16 protein-coding genes are annotated in these 16,496 nt (G+C 42.3%); 2 read left to right on the top strand and 14 right to left on the bottom strand.

What is annotated here, in order from left to right; genetic code table 11:
• Nucleotides 1-3 precede the first annotated feature (3 nt).
• The 8 genes from AC6HZ4_RS11210 to AC6HZ4_RS11175 form a co-directional block, all read right to left on the bottom strand.
• Nucleotides 4-192 (bottom strand): hypothetical protein, encoded by a 189-nt coding sequence (locus tag AC6HZ4_RS11210; RefSeq protein WP_497495074.1) that lies wholly within the window; start codon nt 190-192, stop codon nt 4-6.
• Between the two features lie 124 nt (nt 193-316).
• The gene (locus AC6HZ4_RS11205) at nt 317-1,594 is read right to left on the bottom strand and encodes a Glu/Leu/Phe/Val family dehydrogenase (RefSeq protein WP_497495072.1); all 1,278 of its coding nucleotides are present in this window, start codon (nt 1,592-1,594) and stop codon (nt 317-319) included.
• 212 nt (nt 1,595-1,806) lie between these two features.
• Nucleotides 1,807-2,412 (bottom strand): genetic competence negative regulator, encoded by a 606-nt coding sequence (locus AC6HZ4_RS11200; protein ID WP_497495071.1) that lies wholly within the window; start codon nt 2,410-2,412, stop codon nt 1,807-1,809.
• A 78-nt stretch (nt 2,413-2,490) separates the two neighbouring features.
• Nucleotides 2,491-3,387: a MerR family transcriptional regulator gene (locus AC6HZ4_RS11195; RefSeq protein ID WP_497495070.1), complete on the bottom strand. Its 897-nt coding sequence runs from the start codon at nt 3,385-3,387 to the stop codon at nt 2,491-2,493.
• 27 nt (nt 3,388-3,414) lie between these two features.
• Nucleotides 3,415-4,188 (bottom strand): metallophosphoesterase, encoded by a 774-nt coding sequence (locus tag AC6HZ4_RS11190; RefSeq protein WP_497495069.1) that lies wholly within the window; start codon nt 4,186-4,188, stop codon nt 3,415-3,417.
• Nucleotides 4,189-4,408: 220 nt separating this feature from the next.
• Nucleotides 4,409-5,008, bottom strand: a complete 600-nt coding sequence (locus tag AC6HZ4_RS11185; RefSeq protein ID WP_497495068.1) for a CPBP family intramembrane glutamic endopeptidase — start codon at nt 5,006-5,008, stop codon at nt 4,409-4,411.
• On the bottom strand, nt 5,005-6,537 hold the full coding sequence (locus AC6HZ4_RS11180) for a RecQ family ATP-dependent DNA helicase (RefSeq protein WP_497495067.1): 1,533 nt from the start codon (nt 6,535-6,537) through the stop codon (nt 5,005-5,007). Before AC6HZ4_RS11180 ends, AC6HZ4_RS11185 begins: the two co-directional genes overlap by 4 nt.
• The gene (locus AC6HZ4_RS11175; protein ID WP_497495066.1) at nt 6,527-7,588 is read right to left on the bottom strand and encodes a YpbB family protein; all 1,062 of its coding nucleotides are present in this window, start codon (nt 7,586-7,588) and stop codon (nt 6,527-6,529) included. The genes AC6HZ4_RS11180 and AC6HZ4_RS11175 overlap by 11 nt, the downstream gene beginning before the upstream one ends.
• A gap of 298 nt (nt 7,589-7,886) precedes the next feature.
• On the opposite strand from AC6HZ4_RS11175, the gene AC6HZ4_RS11170 reads away from it, so the two are divergent.
• Nucleotides 7,887-8,135: a ferredoxin gene (locus tag AC6HZ4_RS11170; RefSeq protein WP_497495065.1), complete on the top strand. Its 249-nt coding sequence runs from the start codon at nt 7,887-7,889 to the stop codon at nt 8,133-8,135.
• Nucleotides 8,136-8,460: 325 nt separating this feature from the next.
• Nucleotides 8,461-9,144 carry a hypothetical protein gene (locus tag AC6HZ4_RS11165; RefSeq protein ID WP_497495064.1) on the top strand — a complete coding sequence of 228 codons (684 nt, stop codon included), beginning with the start codon at nt 8,461-8,463 and terminating at the stop codon, nt 9,142-9,144.
• A 103-nt stretch (nt 9,145-9,247) separates the two neighbouring features.
• On the opposite strand, the gene AC6HZ4_RS11160 is transcribed toward AC6HZ4_RS11165, so the two are convergent.
• The 6 genes from AC6HZ4_RS11160 to AC6HZ4_RS11135 form a co-directional block, all read right to left on the bottom strand.
• Nucleotides 9,248-9,865 carry a peptidoglycan DD-metalloendopeptidase family protein gene (locus AC6HZ4_RS11160; protein ID WP_497495063.1) on the bottom strand — a complete coding sequence of 206 codons (618 nt, stop codon included), beginning with the start codon at nt 9,863-9,865 and terminating at the stop codon, nt 9,248-9,250.
• 398 nt (nt 9,866-10,263) lie between these two features.
• Complete coding sequence (locus AC6HZ4_RS11155; protein ID WP_497495062.1) at nt 10,264-10,857, bottom strand: cob(I)yrinic acid a,c-diamide adenosyltransferase; 594 nt, start codon at nt 10,855-10,857, stop codon at nt 10,264-10,266.
• Nucleotides 10,858-10,896: 39 nt separating this feature from the next.
• Complete coding sequence (locus AC6HZ4_RS11150; RefSeq protein WP_497495061.1) at nt 10,897-12,666, bottom strand: ATP-binding protein; 1,770 nt, start codon at nt 12,664-12,666, stop codon at nt 10,897-10,899.
• Nucleotides 12,666-13,382: a response regulator transcription factor gene (locus tag AC6HZ4_RS11145; RefSeq protein ID WP_497495669.1), complete on the bottom strand. Its 717-nt coding sequence runs from the start codon at nt 13,380-13,382 to the stop codon at nt 12,666-12,668. The genes AC6HZ4_RS11150 and AC6HZ4_RS11145 overlap by 1 nt, the downstream gene beginning before the upstream one ends.
• Before the next feature lie 298 nt (nt 13,383-13,680).
• Nucleotides 13,681-14,838, bottom strand: coding sequence for a c-type cytochrome biogenesis protein CcsB (ccsB, locus tag AC6HZ4_RS11140; protein WP_497495060.1), 1,158 nt, complete (start codon nt 14,836-14,838; stop codon nt 13,681-13,683).
• Nucleotides 14,839-14,851: 13 nt separating this feature from the next.
• Nucleotides 14,852-16,474: a cytochrome c biogenesis ResB family protein gene (locus AC6HZ4_RS11135; RefSeq protein ID WP_497495059.1), complete on the bottom strand. Its 1,623-nt coding sequence runs from the start codon at nt 16,472-16,474 to the stop codon at nt 14,852-14,854.
• Nucleotides 16,475-16,496: the final 22 nt, after the last annotated feature.

Here is a 16,496-nt window from a genome sequence, read left to right as displayed (position 1 = left end):
TTATCATCTCCATGCATGGTATCTCCCTACATATGTATTCAAACCGTTCGTCCTAATAGAAGCAAAATCAACCTTACCGATGAAGCAAATACCTGTTAGTACAGGCATCAGCACAATCCATTGCTTCAGTCTTTCTGTGAAGAAAACTTGCCGATTGGCGAAGGCCGAGGCATAGTTGCACTTACACTTCATTCCTAAAATTTCCTGCTTCGTCGAATTCGCTTCTGGCTGGAATTTTATACACCTAAAGTATAAACGAGTATAAACGAAAAAATGTCCGAAACAACAAATACTGTCGTTTTGGACATTTTTTCGTTTATACCCAGCCTCTGAAGCGGCTCGCTTCTGCCATCTTGCGAACACCGACCATATAGGCGGCAAGACGCATGTTCACCTTGCGTACTTGAGACATTTCATATACAGAGCTGAACGACTTCACCATCACCTTTTCCAGACGTTCCTCTACTTCCTCTTCCGTCCAGTAGTAACCCTGATTATTTTGCACCCATTCAAAATACGATACCGTCACGCCGCCCGCACTAGCTAATACGTCAGGCACAAGCAAGACGCCGCGCTCCGTTAAAATGTTTGTCGCTTGCAGCGTAGTCGGACCGTTTGCTGCTTCCACAATAATTTTTGCTTTAATACGAGGTGCATTGTCTTCTGTAATTTGGTTTTCGATTGCTGCTGGTACGAGAATATCACAATCAAGTTCAAGCAGCTCTTTATTTGTAATTGTGTTTGTAAATAGCTTTGTTACCGTTCCAAAGCTATCGCGACGGTCAAGCAAATAATCAATATCAAGCCCGTTGGGATCATGAAGGGCTCCGTACGCATCAGAAATCCCAATTACCTTTGCTCCAGCATCATGCATAAATTTTGCAAGAAAGCTGCCTGCATTTCCAAAGCCTTGCACCACGACACGCGCGCCCTCAATGTTAATACCTTTTCGCCTAGCTGCTTCGCGAATGCAAATCGTAACTCCCTTTGCAGTAGCAGTCTCACGTCCGTGCGATCCTCCAAGCACAAGCGGCTTGCCCGTGATGAAGCCTGGTGAGTTAAACTCGTCAATGCGGCTGTATTCATCCATCATCCACGCCATAATTTGCGAGTTTGTGAATACGTCAGGCGCCGGAATATCCTTTGTCGGGCCGACGATTTGACTAATCGCTCTTACATACCCGCGGCTTAAACGCTCTAATTCACGGAACGACATATCACGCGGATCGCAAACAATACCTCCCTTTCCACCGCCGTAAGGCAAATCAACGATGCCGCACTTTAAGCTCATCCAAATTGATAAGGCTTTCACTTCTTTTTCCGTCACATTCGGATGAAAGCGAATGCCCCCCTTTGTCGGTCCCACCGCATCATTATGCTGCGCGCGGTAGCCTGTAAATATTTTAACTGTGTCATCATCCATACGAACTGGGATCTTTACTGTCATCATACGGATGGGTTCCTTTAATAATTCATACACTTCTTGCGGATACCCTAGCTTTTCTAACGCTTGTTGGATAACAATTTGTGTAGATTTCAATACATCTAAGTGTTCAACCCTTTGTTGTGAGTGATCTCCCTTTTCGGCTACCATAATCAGTAACACCCCCTGTACACATTTCTTAAGTAGGTCTCTATTTCTTAGTATATACACCCTGAAGACAGGAATGCAAACCTAAGTGCCCATGCACAAGCTTGCCATCTCAGATTCGTAAACGCTTAGAAACATGGCCATAGTTATAGTAGGTTTTCCCGTAACCAAAAAGCATCATGCATAGTTTCTAACAAAAAAACCTCAACTTTGCCTTAGTTGAGGTTTTGTTTTGCTACGAAATAATGGTGCAATTGAGCCAACGCACGCTCTGCCATCAGTTCCTTCCCATATTCCGTTAACCGATAAATGGTGATTGTCGCGGAATTTCCAAACTCTGCCAAAACAGCAATTAAGTTCTCATGAGAGAGCGAAGCAGCTGGCTCTTCAAGCAATAAGTAGAAACGATCTTGAAAGGAATACAGCTTTCCGTTTTCAACTCCAAGCGGATATAAACGCTCTGCCAAGGAAATGACGTCCTCGAACGAAGCAAACTCATATAAAATATCCTCGCTCTCATCAAGCGTTACCTGCATTTCAATAAAGTCATCGCTAAAATCTTCATCTAAATCTGCCTCTTGATGCTCCTTTGTCACGATGACAACCATGCCTTGCGCCTGAAGTGAAAATACTTCTACGGCAATCGGCCCGTCTGCCTCAAATCCGAGCTCTTTATTTGCCTCATGCATCATATCACGAAACAACTGCTGTACCTTCGGTGCGTTTTGCCATAAATCTTCTTTCGTAAGCCCTCGTTCCAACAAATCGTCGAACGTAAGGAAAATCTTGATTTTATTGTAGTTCAAACGTTCCAGTCTCATCTCTTACCCTCCTTGCTTCAACCGTTACACCTAATTTTTATTATATGAAGGATAAATCGGATGGTTCATAGGATGAGGCTATGCCCTCACCATCCATTGATCCCAATCTTCTTTCGTTGTTCCCACAAGATATTCCTCTAACGCCTCTCTTTCTTGCTGGGGCAAGAGAGAAAAAGCAGTTCCTCCGAGTCCTATGGATAAATAATCATACTCCTCTCGCAAGCGATTGGCAAGTTTTATTGTCGGGACGACATATTTTGTCAATGTACAGGACATAAATAAAAATTTAGGCCTTACTTCTTCAATGACAGCATGAATATCCTTTTCATCAATGCTCGTCCCAAGATATATTACCTGATAGCCTTTACGGCGTAAATAAATCGTAAAAATTAAAAGTCCAAGTTCATGGGAGTCTCCCGGTCCGCACACAGCAACTACTTTCGGCAGTACAGCATTAGAAGGTAAATTATGGTAAATCATACCGATTCGTGAACGAAGAAAGGACGTAGCATAATGCTCATGCGCACTTGTAATGATCCCTTGCACCCAAAGATCCCCAATTCGCACCAAAACCTCTCGTAAAATATCCATTGTTACCTTTTCAACAGAAAATAAACTAAACGCTTCATTCAAATATTCATGTGCCTTCATCTCATCAAAGTTTAGCAGTGCATGCAAAATCATCTCAATTAACGACTCTGCCTTATTGTCCTCCCGTTCGGAAAACACTTGGGTATTCAACTGATTATTTTCAAGTAAACTTACCGCCTGTCCAATCGTAAATCCTTCATTTACCTTTGCAATCAGCCACTTTAATATTTTCACATGTTCCTCTGTATAAAGACGATGTCCTGCTTCATTGCGTTTTGGAGCAATAATTTGATAACGTCTTTCCCATGCGCGCAACGTGCCCGGCTGAATACCAAGCATATTCGAAATCGCCTTAATGTTGTATTTCCCTTTTGAAGTTGGCATACCCTTTTCCCACCTTAAACAGTAAATCTATACTTCTTTCCTTTTTAATGAGAGTAAATGAGTTTGCGCGGGAGCTCGAAAACGCAGCGGAACAAATGTTGTACCGTAGCCGTTGCTGACAAGCAGCAATGTGTGTGCATATGAATAAGTTCCCCCCCGCATATATTTGTCTGAAGGCAGCAAATAGATTTGTCCCCCGTGTGTATGACCGCTTAACACAAGTGAAATACGCTCCTTCTCTGTAAACTTTTGAACGATATCCGGATTATGGCTGACAAGAATGCGAAACCCCTCTTCCTCACAATCTTCCAGCGCCCATTCTAAACGATCTTTGCCTAGCGATACGTCATCCACGCCGAGCAGCCAAAGCTTTTCTCTCTCCTCTGACTCAAATAGGACAGCTGTGTTATCTAGACTTTTCACCTTATGATCAAGCAAAAGTGCATCTAAATCATGACGTTCTGTTTCGTAATCATTATTGCCCCAGACAAAATAAACAGGACCAAGCTCACTAAGCAGACGAAGGTTATGAGATACCCTTGTAAGCGGCACTCCTTTTTCTGTTAAATCGCCTCCTATCACTACAAAATCCACTTTTCCCTTCACCTCACGAATCCATGTACCTGAAAGCTTTCGCTTATGAATATCTGAAATAAAAAAAATATGAACTTCTCCGAAGCTCTGGGGGAAATCAGGAAAACAGTATTCTTGATATATGACTTGACTTACATGTGCTTCCTTATACATAAAAGCAATCAAAGCAAGACATGCAATGATAATGAGCATCAAAATAACAATCATTGTATACTCCTTATATTCTTATTGTACAATTACTGATATGTAACCTATACAAATCATAACATATTGTATATGACTTAAAAAAACAATGTTTGGACATGCCAAAAAAGAAGACTATCATGGGATGAGCGGCTCATAAAAACCGCAATACATACTGAATTTACCTATACCATAATAAAGGGAGGCTATACCTCAAAAGTTTGAGGAAGCCTCGCGCTTTACCTTACACCCCCTCCTCAAGACTGTGCTCTTCTTCATCTTTCCGGCGCAGATATAAGCCCATCACAAAGTCTACAAGAAAATGGGCGAAAATTGTAACAACAAGGTTCCCTGTATATGCAAACAAGTAGCCGAAGGCAATGCTAATGACTAAAACAAAACAAAATAAAAACGGCTTGGTTATATAGCGCACGTGCAAAACAGCAAACATCACGCTTGCAGCTATCAACCCAAAGTGCGTTTGCAAAATGCCGCGAAATAATAGCTCCTCGCAGGTACCAATCAGGAGTGTAACCCCTAGCAGATGCGGAATGGATAAACCGCGAAACATTCGTTCATTAATCCCTCCATCATCAAACCAGGACTCAGGAAACACATGCATTGCGGCGTAATCAATTAAAATAATAACAAAAGCTGCTCCTCCTCCAAGCAAGAATATAGACACGGGCTCCCACTGCCACATGGCCAAAAATGATGCTGCATCATCAAACAGCCAATACGATAAAACAATGCACACGAACAAGATAAGGACTTGTGTAATATACAAATTAAGCCGCAGCTCGCGGTCAGACATATTTTTAATTTTCTCCTGCTGACTTTTCATACAGCTTCTGTTTCTCCAATACCAAGTATTTGTTTCAGTTCCTCACGCCACCCTGCATAAGGAATCGCACCGCTATTGCCTTTCTTTTCATACATATTAAACATCAGTCCGCAAACATCACAGCATTGCTTAGGATTACTGTCTTTTTCATAGCCGAAAAACCGAAGCAGCGATTCTCTCCGGCATTCGCTTCCCCGCAGCCAGTTCCGCATCACTTGCAGCTTTTCATACTTTTTATTAAGCCTTTCTATTACAATCTCATGAAATAGAGCAGAGGCATGGGCAGGAATAGCCTCTAGTATAAGCTCTCTGCCTTTCACCGCTCCAATTTGCTCAAGGTGATATTGCAAAAATCTCCAGTGCTGCTCTGCAAAACCCGCAACATTTCGTGCTATATATTCCGCATCAGAGAGTGCAAGCACTGGCCGCCGAACCAGCTCCTCCTTAAACAAAGAAAGACAATACGCTATACTTCTCTCATCTGGAAGCTCCTCTTGAATAAGAGAGAGCGGTAATTCATGATCAACAGCACAAAATAATAAAATAGCAATGCTCTCTCTCCCATCTCGTCCTGCCCTTCCGATTTCCTGCAAATATGACTCTAAATTAGAAGGATAATGAAAATGAATTACATAGCGAACATCGGGTTTATTAATTCCCATTCCAAAGGCGCTTGTACAAGCGATAATAGAAAGCTGTCCTTTCATAAACTGCTGCTGAATAAGCATGCGCTCCTCCTGCTCCATACCGCCATGGTAATAAGCTACTCCTTCTATTCCTGCTGCACGCAGCGATTGCGCAAGCGCCTCAGCCCAGCTGCGGCTCGAGCAGTAAATAATACCGGGGCCTTGCAGCTGCCCAGCATATGAAAGCACCTTTTCTTTCTTTTCATCAAGGGTCTCTACTTGCTCTACTTGTAAGGAAATATTGGGACGATCTACAGAATGAAGGTGAAATAAGGGATTCGTCAGATGAAGACTATCGGCAATATCCTCTAGTATCTCCTTTGTCGCTGTCGCTGTTAGCGCAAGTACAGCAGGATTCCCAATTTCTCGAATGACATAATCAAGCTTTTTATAGTCCGGTCGAAAGTCATAGCCCCATTGCGAAATACAATGCGCTTCATCTACAACAAATAGAGCGACATTCATCTGTTTGAGGGCATGGAGAAAAGAACGGACCTGAAGCATTTCTGGAGACGCAAAAATAAATTTATAAAAGCTAAGATTTCGAATGGCCTCTTTCTTTTCTTCCATGGTCCGAAAGCTGTTAAATGCGATAACACGCTTTTCCCCAATCAGCCGCAATTGATTGACCTGATCCTCCATTAAGGATAGCAAAGGTGATACAACCAATACCGCCCCATGCATCACATATCCTGGAATTTGGTAACAAACTGACTTTCCGCCGCCGGTCGGCAGCATTGCTACCACATGCATACCGCGCAACAGGTCCTCAATAATTTCCTTCTGTCCTATGCGAAAGGCATCGTAACCAAATTTTTCGTATAACACATCCTCAAGCCTCATGTGTTCCCCCCGTCCTTGCTAGCACAAGTCTAATATCAAAATAGCTTACATCATCACCTGCATACTCCTTCAGCTCTCGCAGCCTTCTTGTATTCATGCGTTGAATGATTTCCATAATCCTTAACATTTTATCTTCTGTCAGAAAGGATTCAATTGGAAAATCCGGCTCATGCAGCGCAATCTCTACGATATGATCCTCAATAGTGCTTCGCTTTAAGCCGCGTATGCGAATTGTCTCTTCCATTGTTTTTCCTTGCTTCCACAACTCATACGTTTTAATGGTCGATAAGCTTAGTACAGCGACTCTTTTTTCTTTATAGGATGCCATTTGCGCAAGCAACGGATATCGTTCTTCCTCCTCAAGTCCAAGCTTTGCAAGCCTATGCAGAGCACTGAGAAAAAGGAAATGAACGCGAAGAGGATCTTCATCCAATATATCCGCAATCTGCTCTTCCGTATATCCAATTCGATTATAGCCACTGAGCCGTAATACAAATACAGTACAGTCTGCTTCTGGCAAAGCAGACAGCGCACTCATACACTCGTTATACAAAGCGTTTGCCAACTGCGCACGCGAAACTGGAGCCGATAAAAAAAACTTTTTTACCCATGACGTCACTTCTATATCCTGCTGAATAGGAAGAAAAGAAGAACTGTTTCTCTGCAAATGTGATAGGCTTTGCATAACAAGTGAAAGACGCTTCCAAAGCACCTCACCCGTATCTCCATACCGCAAGCCATCCAAATGCATAGGAAAAGGAACAAGGGCACCGTACTGCACTAGCCTGTCCTCTCCTTTTGCAGTTACAGCGTACGTATTTTCCTGTATTTGTTCAATACAATCCTCGTTTAAAAGAAGCTCGATTTGCTCATCATAAGCGTGTCGGTTCAGTTTCTTGTGTACACCAAACAAAAATGACAGACGGTATATCGCACCGTCTTGCAGTGTTTGGGACGAACGCTTTCCTTTCAGCAGGTGGTAAATAGAAGATGCTGTGCGTTCCCCTTTTACTCGCTGTAACCCGCATAAAATCGTATATAGCAACTGCAAGAAACTTCACTCCCTCTTTTGCTATCATATGTATTGTAACAAAAGAGCACGGGAACAGTCATTTATGAATCATCTTGCTTCGCCCTGTAAAAAGAAAAATATGTATTTGCATGTGTATTTCTTTCAAATAATTCACGAATTTGATTGACACAGCTAATTGATAAGCATTATCATTATACTTTTATATTGAAAATTCCGAAGAACCGTTTTAAAATAAGGGTAGAATTTTTTTTCATTAGCACAACACTACCTAATGAATATCTTATGTTATATACATATTATCGGGAGGTATACAAAAATGCCAAAGTACACTATTGTTGATAAAGAAACTTGTATTGCTTGCGGCGCTTGTGGAGCAGCGGCACCAGACATTTATGATTACGATGATGAGGGCATCGCGTACGTAACTCTTGACGACAACCAAGGGATCGTAGAAATTCCAGATGTATTAATTGATGACATGATGGATGCATTTGAAGGATGCCCAACAGATTCCATCAAAGTTGCAGACGAGCCATTTGACGGCGACGCTCTAAAATTTGAATAGTCGCATGAAGAACGTTATTCCTCTGGAATAGCGTTTTTGATTTAAACAAGCATATACGGAGGAGCAAATAAAAAACCTCTGCTTAGCCCCGATAGGCAAAAAAACGCGCACAAAACGAGCAGTTCGCGGTTCGGGCGAAGCCGATTCACCGAAGCTTTGCTTGGGGGCTAGACATTGCTTCAAAAATTGAGTTATAATTTCTTATCTTCTGAAAAAGAACAGGTCCAGCGGTCTGTTCTTTTCGGCTTCTGACATCTAAGTACAATCCTTCAAATAATCCCGCTTGCAGCGGAAAGAAGTTATGTTCCTTGTTGGAGGAAATGCCATGAAAAAACAACAAAAACAGACTATATACGAAGTAATGAAAAAAAGTCTTCGAAAGGAATACTTTTATTTAAAACGAGACTTATTGCTTTACTGTCAAGTTGATTTCGGGAAAATGTCTAAGCATTTTCATTATGCAGCCTTTGATGCAGACGGCATCAGCATTTATGAATACGATAAAACACTTGAGAACCGGATAAAGCTTATTACACGTCATCCTTGGTCTAGCTGGAGAAATGTAAAAGTGGACCATTATTTAACAAAATCACAGTTTATATTTCAAGGCGATCCAAATTGGATTTTATATATTATGCATAAAGGGAAAGAAGCACAGCAGCTCATTGAGGCATATACCACGCTTCCCGTCGAAGAACTGCCGCGGCCGGCATGGCGGAAAATCCCTGGCTACCGCTCGAAAACAAAACGAAATATATATATAGCCTCTCTATTTTACAGCATACTGCTTTCGTTCTTGTTTAAACTTATTCTTCCTTATAAAGCAGAGATTGCCATGTTCTCCCTTTCAATTGGGGCAATGCTTCTTGGGCTTCTTTGCCTAACCATCGGACTCATTGAACCGACAATTGTTTTGCCAAAGCTAGAACCGAAAACAAGGAAAAAAGTGCTGTATATTTACAGCTATTTATGTCTCACCGGCTTTATCTCTATTTTTATCTTTTGGTAAAGAACCATTAACTATCATAAAAAAGAAGCGGTTTCCGCTTCTTTTTTTATCCCCTCTTGGTTATATACACTATGTACGAAAGAAGAAAAACAAACTATTCTACTTAATTAATCGTGAGCTTTTGAGACGGATAAATGACGTCGCGACTCAACTGGTTAACCCGCTTTAGCTCTTCAACCGTCATACCGAATTTCTTTGCAATTGTAGTTAACGTGTCTCCCCTCTGCACAACATAGGAAGAGGATGAAACACTCTCATGCGGCGGCTCTCCAAGTACGATTAGCGGATTGATAGCATTTGTTTTACCAAAGTTCCACGAACCTTTATGAACTTCAAAATGCAAATGTGCACCGCGTGATTGGCCTGTATTTCCCACCTGTCCAATCGGCTGACCTGCTGTAACCTGCTGTCCCTCTCGTACGAGACGCTGTTTCATATGTGCATACACTGCTTCATAGCCGTTGCTGTGCCGAATAAATATCACATTGCCATAAGAGCTGGAATAATACGACTTTGTCACCTTTCCATCGCCTGCAGACACAATTGTCGTTCCTGCTTCGGCAGCTACATCAATTCCATAGTGCCTGCCGTTTCGGGTTCCAAAATAATCGCTAATTACCCCGGACACAGGCCATGTCCATTGTTCTTCTGCTTCTGCACCCCGCGCATATAAGGAGCCGAATGCCAGCAGCAAAAACAAGCACTTCCTATACCCTTTCATTCCTCACCCTCCGTTTTATCTTAAGATTCACCTTATCTATTGTGCATAGCCTAGAGAAAAAGTATGCATGAAAAATAGAAAGGATAGTAGGTTATCAATTTTCCTGTATTTCTATCACGAAAGAAGGAAAGTCTACCTGTAAGGAGAGAGGCCAGACTTGGTCCGCCTTTACTTGCGTAATAAAACAACCCGCGTACAAAACGCGGGGCTTTCGCGAAGCTTATTTATAGAATATTCCCTTATATCCTTACCACGGAAGGCGCTTTTAGCCTTCTGAAAGTTTATTTTACGGCAGAAGGAGGCAGCATCCAAAATGTTATTATCTTCTTATTCCTCTCAAACAAAATGTCTGCCGCTTTGCGGCAGACACACCTTACTAATATTTGCACAGACAACCGCTATTCTGACGATTCTGCTTCCGTCTTTTCTGGTTTGTCTCGGAATACAATCGCGCTTCTTACGTATTCCACATCCTGTACACCAGAGCGGGCATTGACCACTCTAGCTATCGCAAACAAGTAGTCGGACAAACGATTCACATACACCAAAACATGGTCATTGATTTCCTCCGTTTGTTTGAGCGCTACAATGCAGCGCTCTGCTCTGCGCGTCACAGTTCGCGCTACATGAATCGCCGCTGCTGCAGGAGTTCCTCCTGGCAAAATAAAACGTTCGAGCGGCGGCGCCTCTGCAACGTATGCATCAATACGCTCCTCCAGAAACGTAATCATTTCCCCTGTTGCTTTATACGGGATTTTATTTTGTACGATTGCTAAGTCTCCTCCACAATCAAATAATTCGTGCTGCACTTTCTCAAGCTCCCGATACAAGTCTGCAAACTTCGCATCCGTCAGCATCGTCATCGCTTGACCAATGAAGGAATTTGCCTCATCAATAGTTCCGTACGCCTCAACACGAAGATGGTGCTTGTCAACACGGCCTCCGATTAGGCTTGTTTTTCCTTCATCACCTGTTTTGGTATATAATTTCACACTAGTTCCCCTCCCTAGAGTTGGCTCACATGCCCCAAATTAGAACGACCGCTTTGGAAGAAACACAGAAAATATCGTCCCCTCATTCACAACACTTGAAACTGAAATTTCCCCTCCATGCGCTTCGACAATATTTTTAGCGATAGCTAGGCCGAGACCTGTACCTCCATCTGAACTGCGTGTTCTTGCCTTATCACCTTTATAAAAACGCTCAAAAACAAAAGGAATATCTTCCTCTGGTATACCGATACCGGAATCCCTCACTTCAAATACAAGACCATCAGCCCGTTCATGCACAATGAGAGAAACATTTCCCCTCGCGCTTGTATGACGTACAGCGTTGTCAATTAGGTTTGTTAGTACCTGCTCCATGCGATCTCCATCAAACTTATACTTTTCAACATCTGTTACAAACTGCGCATAAAGCCGTACATCCTTTTCTGCAGCCATCCCTTGAAATTTACGAATCATTTTCTCCACAAACGGAACGATTTCCACTTCTGACACATACAATTCGACACGTCCGCTTTCCATCCTAGCAAGATCAAGCAGTTCGTTTACAAGGCGGCCGAGGCGGACAGATTCATCGTAAATAATTTGGATAAACTCCTTCACTTCTTCCTTCGTAGTTACGATATCATCTAAAATGGCCTCGCTGTACCCTTGAAGCATTGCCATAGGTGTACGGAGTTCATGCGACACATTTGCGATAAAGTCCTTGTGCATCTTTTCCAGCCGACGTTCCTCCGTCATATCACGAAGTACAGCCACTGCACCGCGAACTTTCGTTTGATTATAAAGCGGGGTCATGAGCACCACATAGTTCCCTTTTTGTAAATGCAGTTCAATTGCCTTCTCACGTTCATCATGACCTACTTCATGAAATAGCTGTACCAGCGCCGGAGGAAGCTTCTCTTGTTCGCTTGTCCCATTCTCTTCATTCCATAGCTTCAAAAAATGCTCGGCCGGCGGGTTCACGACAACTACCTCGCCTTCTTGGTTCAGTGTAATGACTCCGTCTGCCATACTTGTCAAAATACCAGATAACTGTTCCTTTTCCTGCTTCAAGGCATTGATATTAAACTTTAGCTGCTTTCCCATTTGATTCAAAGCAGTTGCCAGCTCACCAATTTCATCCTGCGAAACCGCAGGCGCCTTCATTTGAAACTTCCCTCGGGCAATTTCAAACGCAACCTCCCTCATTTGGCGCAGCGGAGCAGTAATACGAGTAGATAGAAAAAAGGCAAAAAACGTCGTTAAAATAATTGCAATTCCAGCTGATAAAAAGATAAAATCCATTGATTTTGCAACAGCCTGCTGCGATACTTGGAGCGACTGATAAACAAATGCAGCCCCTCCCCCGTTCTTCATCGGAACCCCGACAATCATAATTTCGCCGTTTGAAGCATCATCCGCATCTGCACGGGGGACGTACATCTTTTTCCGCACTTTTTTTTGTTCTGTAAATACCTTTGCCAAATCCTGATCTGCTTTTAAATCCTCTACCGTAAGATTCACAAGCCCTTTTGCTTTTGGAGAATACGAAGCTGTCGTCCCATCCTTTACGACGATAATACGGGAGAGCGGATCGACAAATTGATAGGCAACCGTTTCAACCGTTTGCTCATTCATCCCATCTTCAATCATTTCCGAGATGCGTGTTGCCACATTTGTCAGTCTTGTTTCGCTCGTGGTTTCATAATAATTTTCAAAAAACTGCAGCAGCAAAATTGCCACAAAGCCGAGCACAACCGAAACAAGCAGTAAAATAGTAACCCAAAGCTTTCCTACCACACTTCTCCAAAGCATTACTCGTTCACGACCTCAAATTTATACCCCACTCCCCAAACTGTTACAATCATTCTCGCAGCGTTTGGAGACTTTTTATTAAGTTTTTCACGCAACCGCTTGACATGCGTATCAACTGTACGTAAATCGCCAAAAAATTCATATTGCCATACTTCCTTCAAAAGCTGCTCGCGGTCAAATACTTTATCCGGAGATTTCGCCAAAAATAAAAGTAATTCATATTCCTTCGGTGTTAGATTTACCTCCTGCCCGTCTGCCATCACGCGATGGGCATCATTATCGATTGTAAGATGCGGAAAAACGATAATATCCTTGGTTGTTGTTTCCTTCGTAAAAAATGTTGTAGAAGCCGAACGGCGCAACAAGGCTTTCACCCGAAGTACAACCTCACGCGGACTAAACGGCTTTACAATATAATCATCTGTACCTACTTCAAAGCCTTGTACGCGATTCACTTCTTCTCCCTTTGCCGTCAACATAATAATCGGAGTTGCTTTCTTTTCCCTAATTTCCCGACATACCTCAAGACCATCTTTTCCAGGCATCATTAAATCAAGCAAAATTAAATCATAGTCAAACTGCAGCGCCTTCGATAACGCAGTCTCACCATTATCGGCTTCATCAATTGTATAGTTTTCTCGCTCTAAATACATTTTTAATAAACGACGAATACGTTCTTCATCATCTACAACTAAAATTTTAATATCGTTTTGCATATTAGTTACCGTTTCTAGGATAAGCCTAGAAAACGGACTCACCTTCCTTTCTCGTCTATTACACTAAATTTCACTATTCTGTTGCTTCTTATGCCTTTTCTTCTTCATCATAACAGCAAAAACCTATCATAACCTATTTAAGAGTTTGACAATTTTATAAACAATTATAACTGCTCACAACAATATCTCACGAAACACACTTAAAATTGCCATACTTTTCTTGAAATTAAAAAGAATGTAGCATATATGTAGAAAGTTTTTGAACGGTATATAAAAAGAAGCGTTTCCGCTTCTTTATTTATGCGTATGAATGCAGACCCGCAATAACGAGATTCACCGCTACAAGATTAAACATAATAATCGCAAAACCAACAACGGCCAGCCATGCAGACTTTTCCCCGTGCCACCCCTTTGAAAGACGCAAATGCAAAAATGCAGCGTAAAACAACCATGTAATAAGCGCCCATACCTCTTTCGGATCCCATCCCCAAAAACGCGTCCATGCTATCTGCGCCCAAATCATCGCAAAAATAAGAGCGCCAAGCGTAAAGACCGGAAATCCAATTGCAACTGATCGGTAGCCGATTTCGTCAAGCAAATCATTGCTGACACGTTGTACAAACGGCTGAAGAAATGCCGCAATACGCTTGCGAAATAATAAACGGAGTACTGCATATATACCGATTCCAAACAATAGAGACCAAATGACCGTGTTCAATTTTTTGGCGTTTACAACGGCAGGGGTGTGAAGAGCAGGGTCAAGTTTTCCTGGTGTCTGCAGCACACCTTCATAAGGACCAACAAGCGCAGGCAACTGATATACCACCTCAGTTTTTTGGTCATTTTTATCCGTGTATTCAAACTTCGCTTCATACTTATTGATAGAAAATGCTGTTGTCGCACTAACAAAACCAAGCGTACATACAAGAAAAAATAACACCGCTTCAAGCCAAAATGTTTGCTTGCTTCGTCTTGATTGATCTACGTTTTTAATTAAGTAAATCAGCCCCCCCACAAAGCTAATTGCCAAAATGGCTTCTCCAAGTGCCGCTGTCGTCACGTGAATATATAGCCATTTGCTCTTTAACGATGGAATAAGCGGCGTAACTTCACGAGGAAACATACTCGCATAGGCGATTACTAAAATAGCAATCGGCAATGCAAACAAGCCAAGAATGCTTGTACGATAAATAAAATACATAACAATAAAAGCTAACACAAGCCCCATACCAAAAAATGTCGTAAATTCAAACAGATTACTCACAGGAGCGTGCTTTGCTGCAATCCAACGTGTGATAAAATAGACAAGTTGAGCAAGAAATCCTGCGATTGTAATAGAAATTCCAATGTTTGCCCACCGCTTCCCCTTCTCCCGAATACTGCCGCCGAAAAAAACGGTTGCCACGAGATATAGAATAAAGGCAGCAAAAAGAAAGTTACTGCTAATTTGTGCCATGCATCTCCCACCCTTAACTGATTTTTTCCATCAGTACTTTATCCTCCGGCTGCGGAACAGCGGTGCCTGACAGAACCTTCTCAATTTCATTGCGAAATCCGTACCAATTTTTGTTTGTATGTCCAGCTATCCACCACTCACCGTCGATGCGCTGAATCCAAATACGGCGATGATTCCAATACATCCCTTGAATAACCCCAATCATGAAAATAGTTCCGCCAAGAGCGAGAATCCAAAGTGTTAAATCCTTACGAACAGTAAGTGCAGTTGCATTTCTTGTCTCAATGCCAGCGAATGTCATTTTATACTTATTTGTACCTGCTGGTTCAATATTTTGCCGAATCGCAACAAAGCTTACTTCTCCATCTGGTGTTGCTGGAGTAAACATTTTGAATACGAACGCTGGGTTATTCGGCACCTTCGTTTTCGTGCTCGGTTTTCCCTCTTCATCAAAGTAAAAATCAGGAAAATAGCTTAGCAGCTCCACTCGGTACCCGTTCCCCAGGTCATACTTCTCCTCTGGATTCGCAAGATTCACTTCAATTGGACCGCGTTTCTCATGGGTTGTCTTATCTTCCAAATGAAGAAACATCTTACTTAGCTCTCCCTCTTTATAATCCGTTTGATACAAAGCAAAGCTATCAAATTTCAGAGGATAATTCACTCGAATCTTGTAATCTGTTACCTTTTTCAGCTTAGGCTCTTGACCGGCAACCGCAGTCCCTACCGCTTCATACAGCACGGCATTCGTTTGATAGTTTTTCGGCAGCATGCTGTTGCCAACACGGTTAATCGCCTCGTCAAACACTTTATCCTCTTTTTCTTTGCTGTACACTTCTTTAATAAATTTTTCATTTTTCAAATAGTACTTACCATCTGTACCCGGTATTTCCTTTGTTTCACCCTCGCGCAGCCAAATGGACTCGTCTACATACATACCAGGCACAAAGCGAAGCATAGCACCAAATAAAAAGATAATGAGACCAATATGATTCACATAAGGCCCCCAACGAGAAAAGCGGCCTTTTTCCGCCAATATATTGCCATTTTCCGTTCGCACATTATAGCGCCGTTTGATCAAATTTTCTTGAATCACAATAATGTCTTCGGGTGCTGCAGAAGAAACACCAAACAAACGCTGCCGCTTCAAAAAACTTTGATGGCGCGTTACCCCCTGATTTTTCAATGCTTTATACAGCGGTATAACCCGATCAAGACTGCATATGACAAGCGAAATTCCGATGGATGCAAGCAAGATCATATACCACCAGGAGCTGTACAAATTATTAAATCCAAGATCGTAATACAGCTTACCGAGAACACCATATTTATCCTCATAGTACTCACCCGGTGTAACAGTTGGAGGCAAATACATTTGCTGCGGAAACACAGTGCCGATTGAGGATGCCACGAGCGTAATAACAATCAGCCAAATCCCAACCTTTACAGAAGAAAAAAAGCTCCATACTTTGTCTACAATCGTTCTGTTATATGTAATAGAACGCCTCGCGCTTCCCTCATATTTCATATCTAGTAAGCTTGCAGACTCCTCGTGTTGAAACGGCTTCCCGCACGCCTCGCAAAAAAAGGTGCCGACAGGATTGACATGGCCGCATTCACATTTTACGTGTTCCATTCCCTCACCCCTTATGTCTACT

It is taken from the genome of Ectobacillus sp. OTK (genome assembly GCF_059698935.1).
Note: the sequence above shows the minus strand (reverse complement) of the source record. Positions and strands in the feature narration are given on the sequence as shown.

Bases quoted from the DNA above. Each gene is read 5' to 3' on its own strand.
- AC6HZ4_RS11210 (WP_497495074.1), bottom strand. From the start codon at position 192: ATGAAGTGTAAGTGCAACTATGCCTCGGCCTTCGCCAATCGGCAAGTT.
- AC6HZ4_RS11205 (WP_497495072.1), bottom strand. From the start codon at position 1,594: ATGGTAGCCGAAAAGGGAGATCACTCACAACAAAGGGTTGAACACTTA.
- AC6HZ4_RS11200 (WP_497495071.1), bottom strand. From the start codon at position 2,412: ATGAGACTGGAACGTTTGAACTACAATAAAATCAAGATTTTCCTTACG.
- AC6HZ4_RS11195 (WP_497495070.1), bottom strand. From the start codon at position 3,387: ATGCCAACTTCAAAAGGGAAATACAACATTAAGGCGATTTCGAATATG.
- AC6HZ4_RS11190 (WP_497495069.1), bottom strand. From the start codon at position 4,188: ATGATTGTTATTTTGATGCTCATTATCATTGCATGTCTTGCTTTGATT.
- AC6HZ4_RS11185 (WP_497495068.1), bottom strand. From the start codon at position 5,008: ATGAAAAGTCAGCAGGAGAAAATTAAAAATATGTCTGACCGCGAGCTG.
- AC6HZ4_RS11180 (WP_497495067.1), bottom strand. From the start codon at position 6,537: ATGAGGCTTGAGGATGTGTTATACGAAAAATTTGGTTACGATGCCTTT.
- AC6HZ4_RS11170 (WP_497495065.1), top strand. From the start codon at position 7,887: ATGCCAAAGTACACTATTGTTGATAAAGAAACTTGTATTGCTTGCGGC.
- AC6HZ4_RS11165 (WP_497495064.1), top strand. From the start codon at position 8,461: ATGAAAAAACAACAAAAACAGACTATATACGAAGTAATGAAAAAAAGT.
- AC6HZ4_RS11160 (WP_497495063.1), bottom strand. From the start codon at position 9,865: ATGAAAGGGTATAGGAAGTGCTTGTTTTTGCTGCTGGCATTCGGCTCC.
- AC6HZ4_RS11150 (WP_497495061.1), bottom strand. From the start codon at position 12,666: ATGCTTTGGAGAAGTGTGGTAGGAAAGCTTTGGGTTACTATTTTACTG.
- AC6HZ4_RS11145 (WP_497495669.1), bottom strand. From the start codon at position 13,382: ATGCAAAACGATATTAAAATTTTAGTTGTAGATGATGAAGAACGTATT.
- ccsB (WP_497495060.1), bottom strand. From the start codon at position 14,838: ATGGCACAAATTAGCAGTAACTTTCTTTTTGCTGCCTTTATTCTATAT.
- AC6HZ4_RS11135 (WP_497495059.1), bottom strand. From the start codon at position 16,474: ATGGAACACGTAAAATGTGAATGCGGCCATGTCAATCCTGTCGGCACC.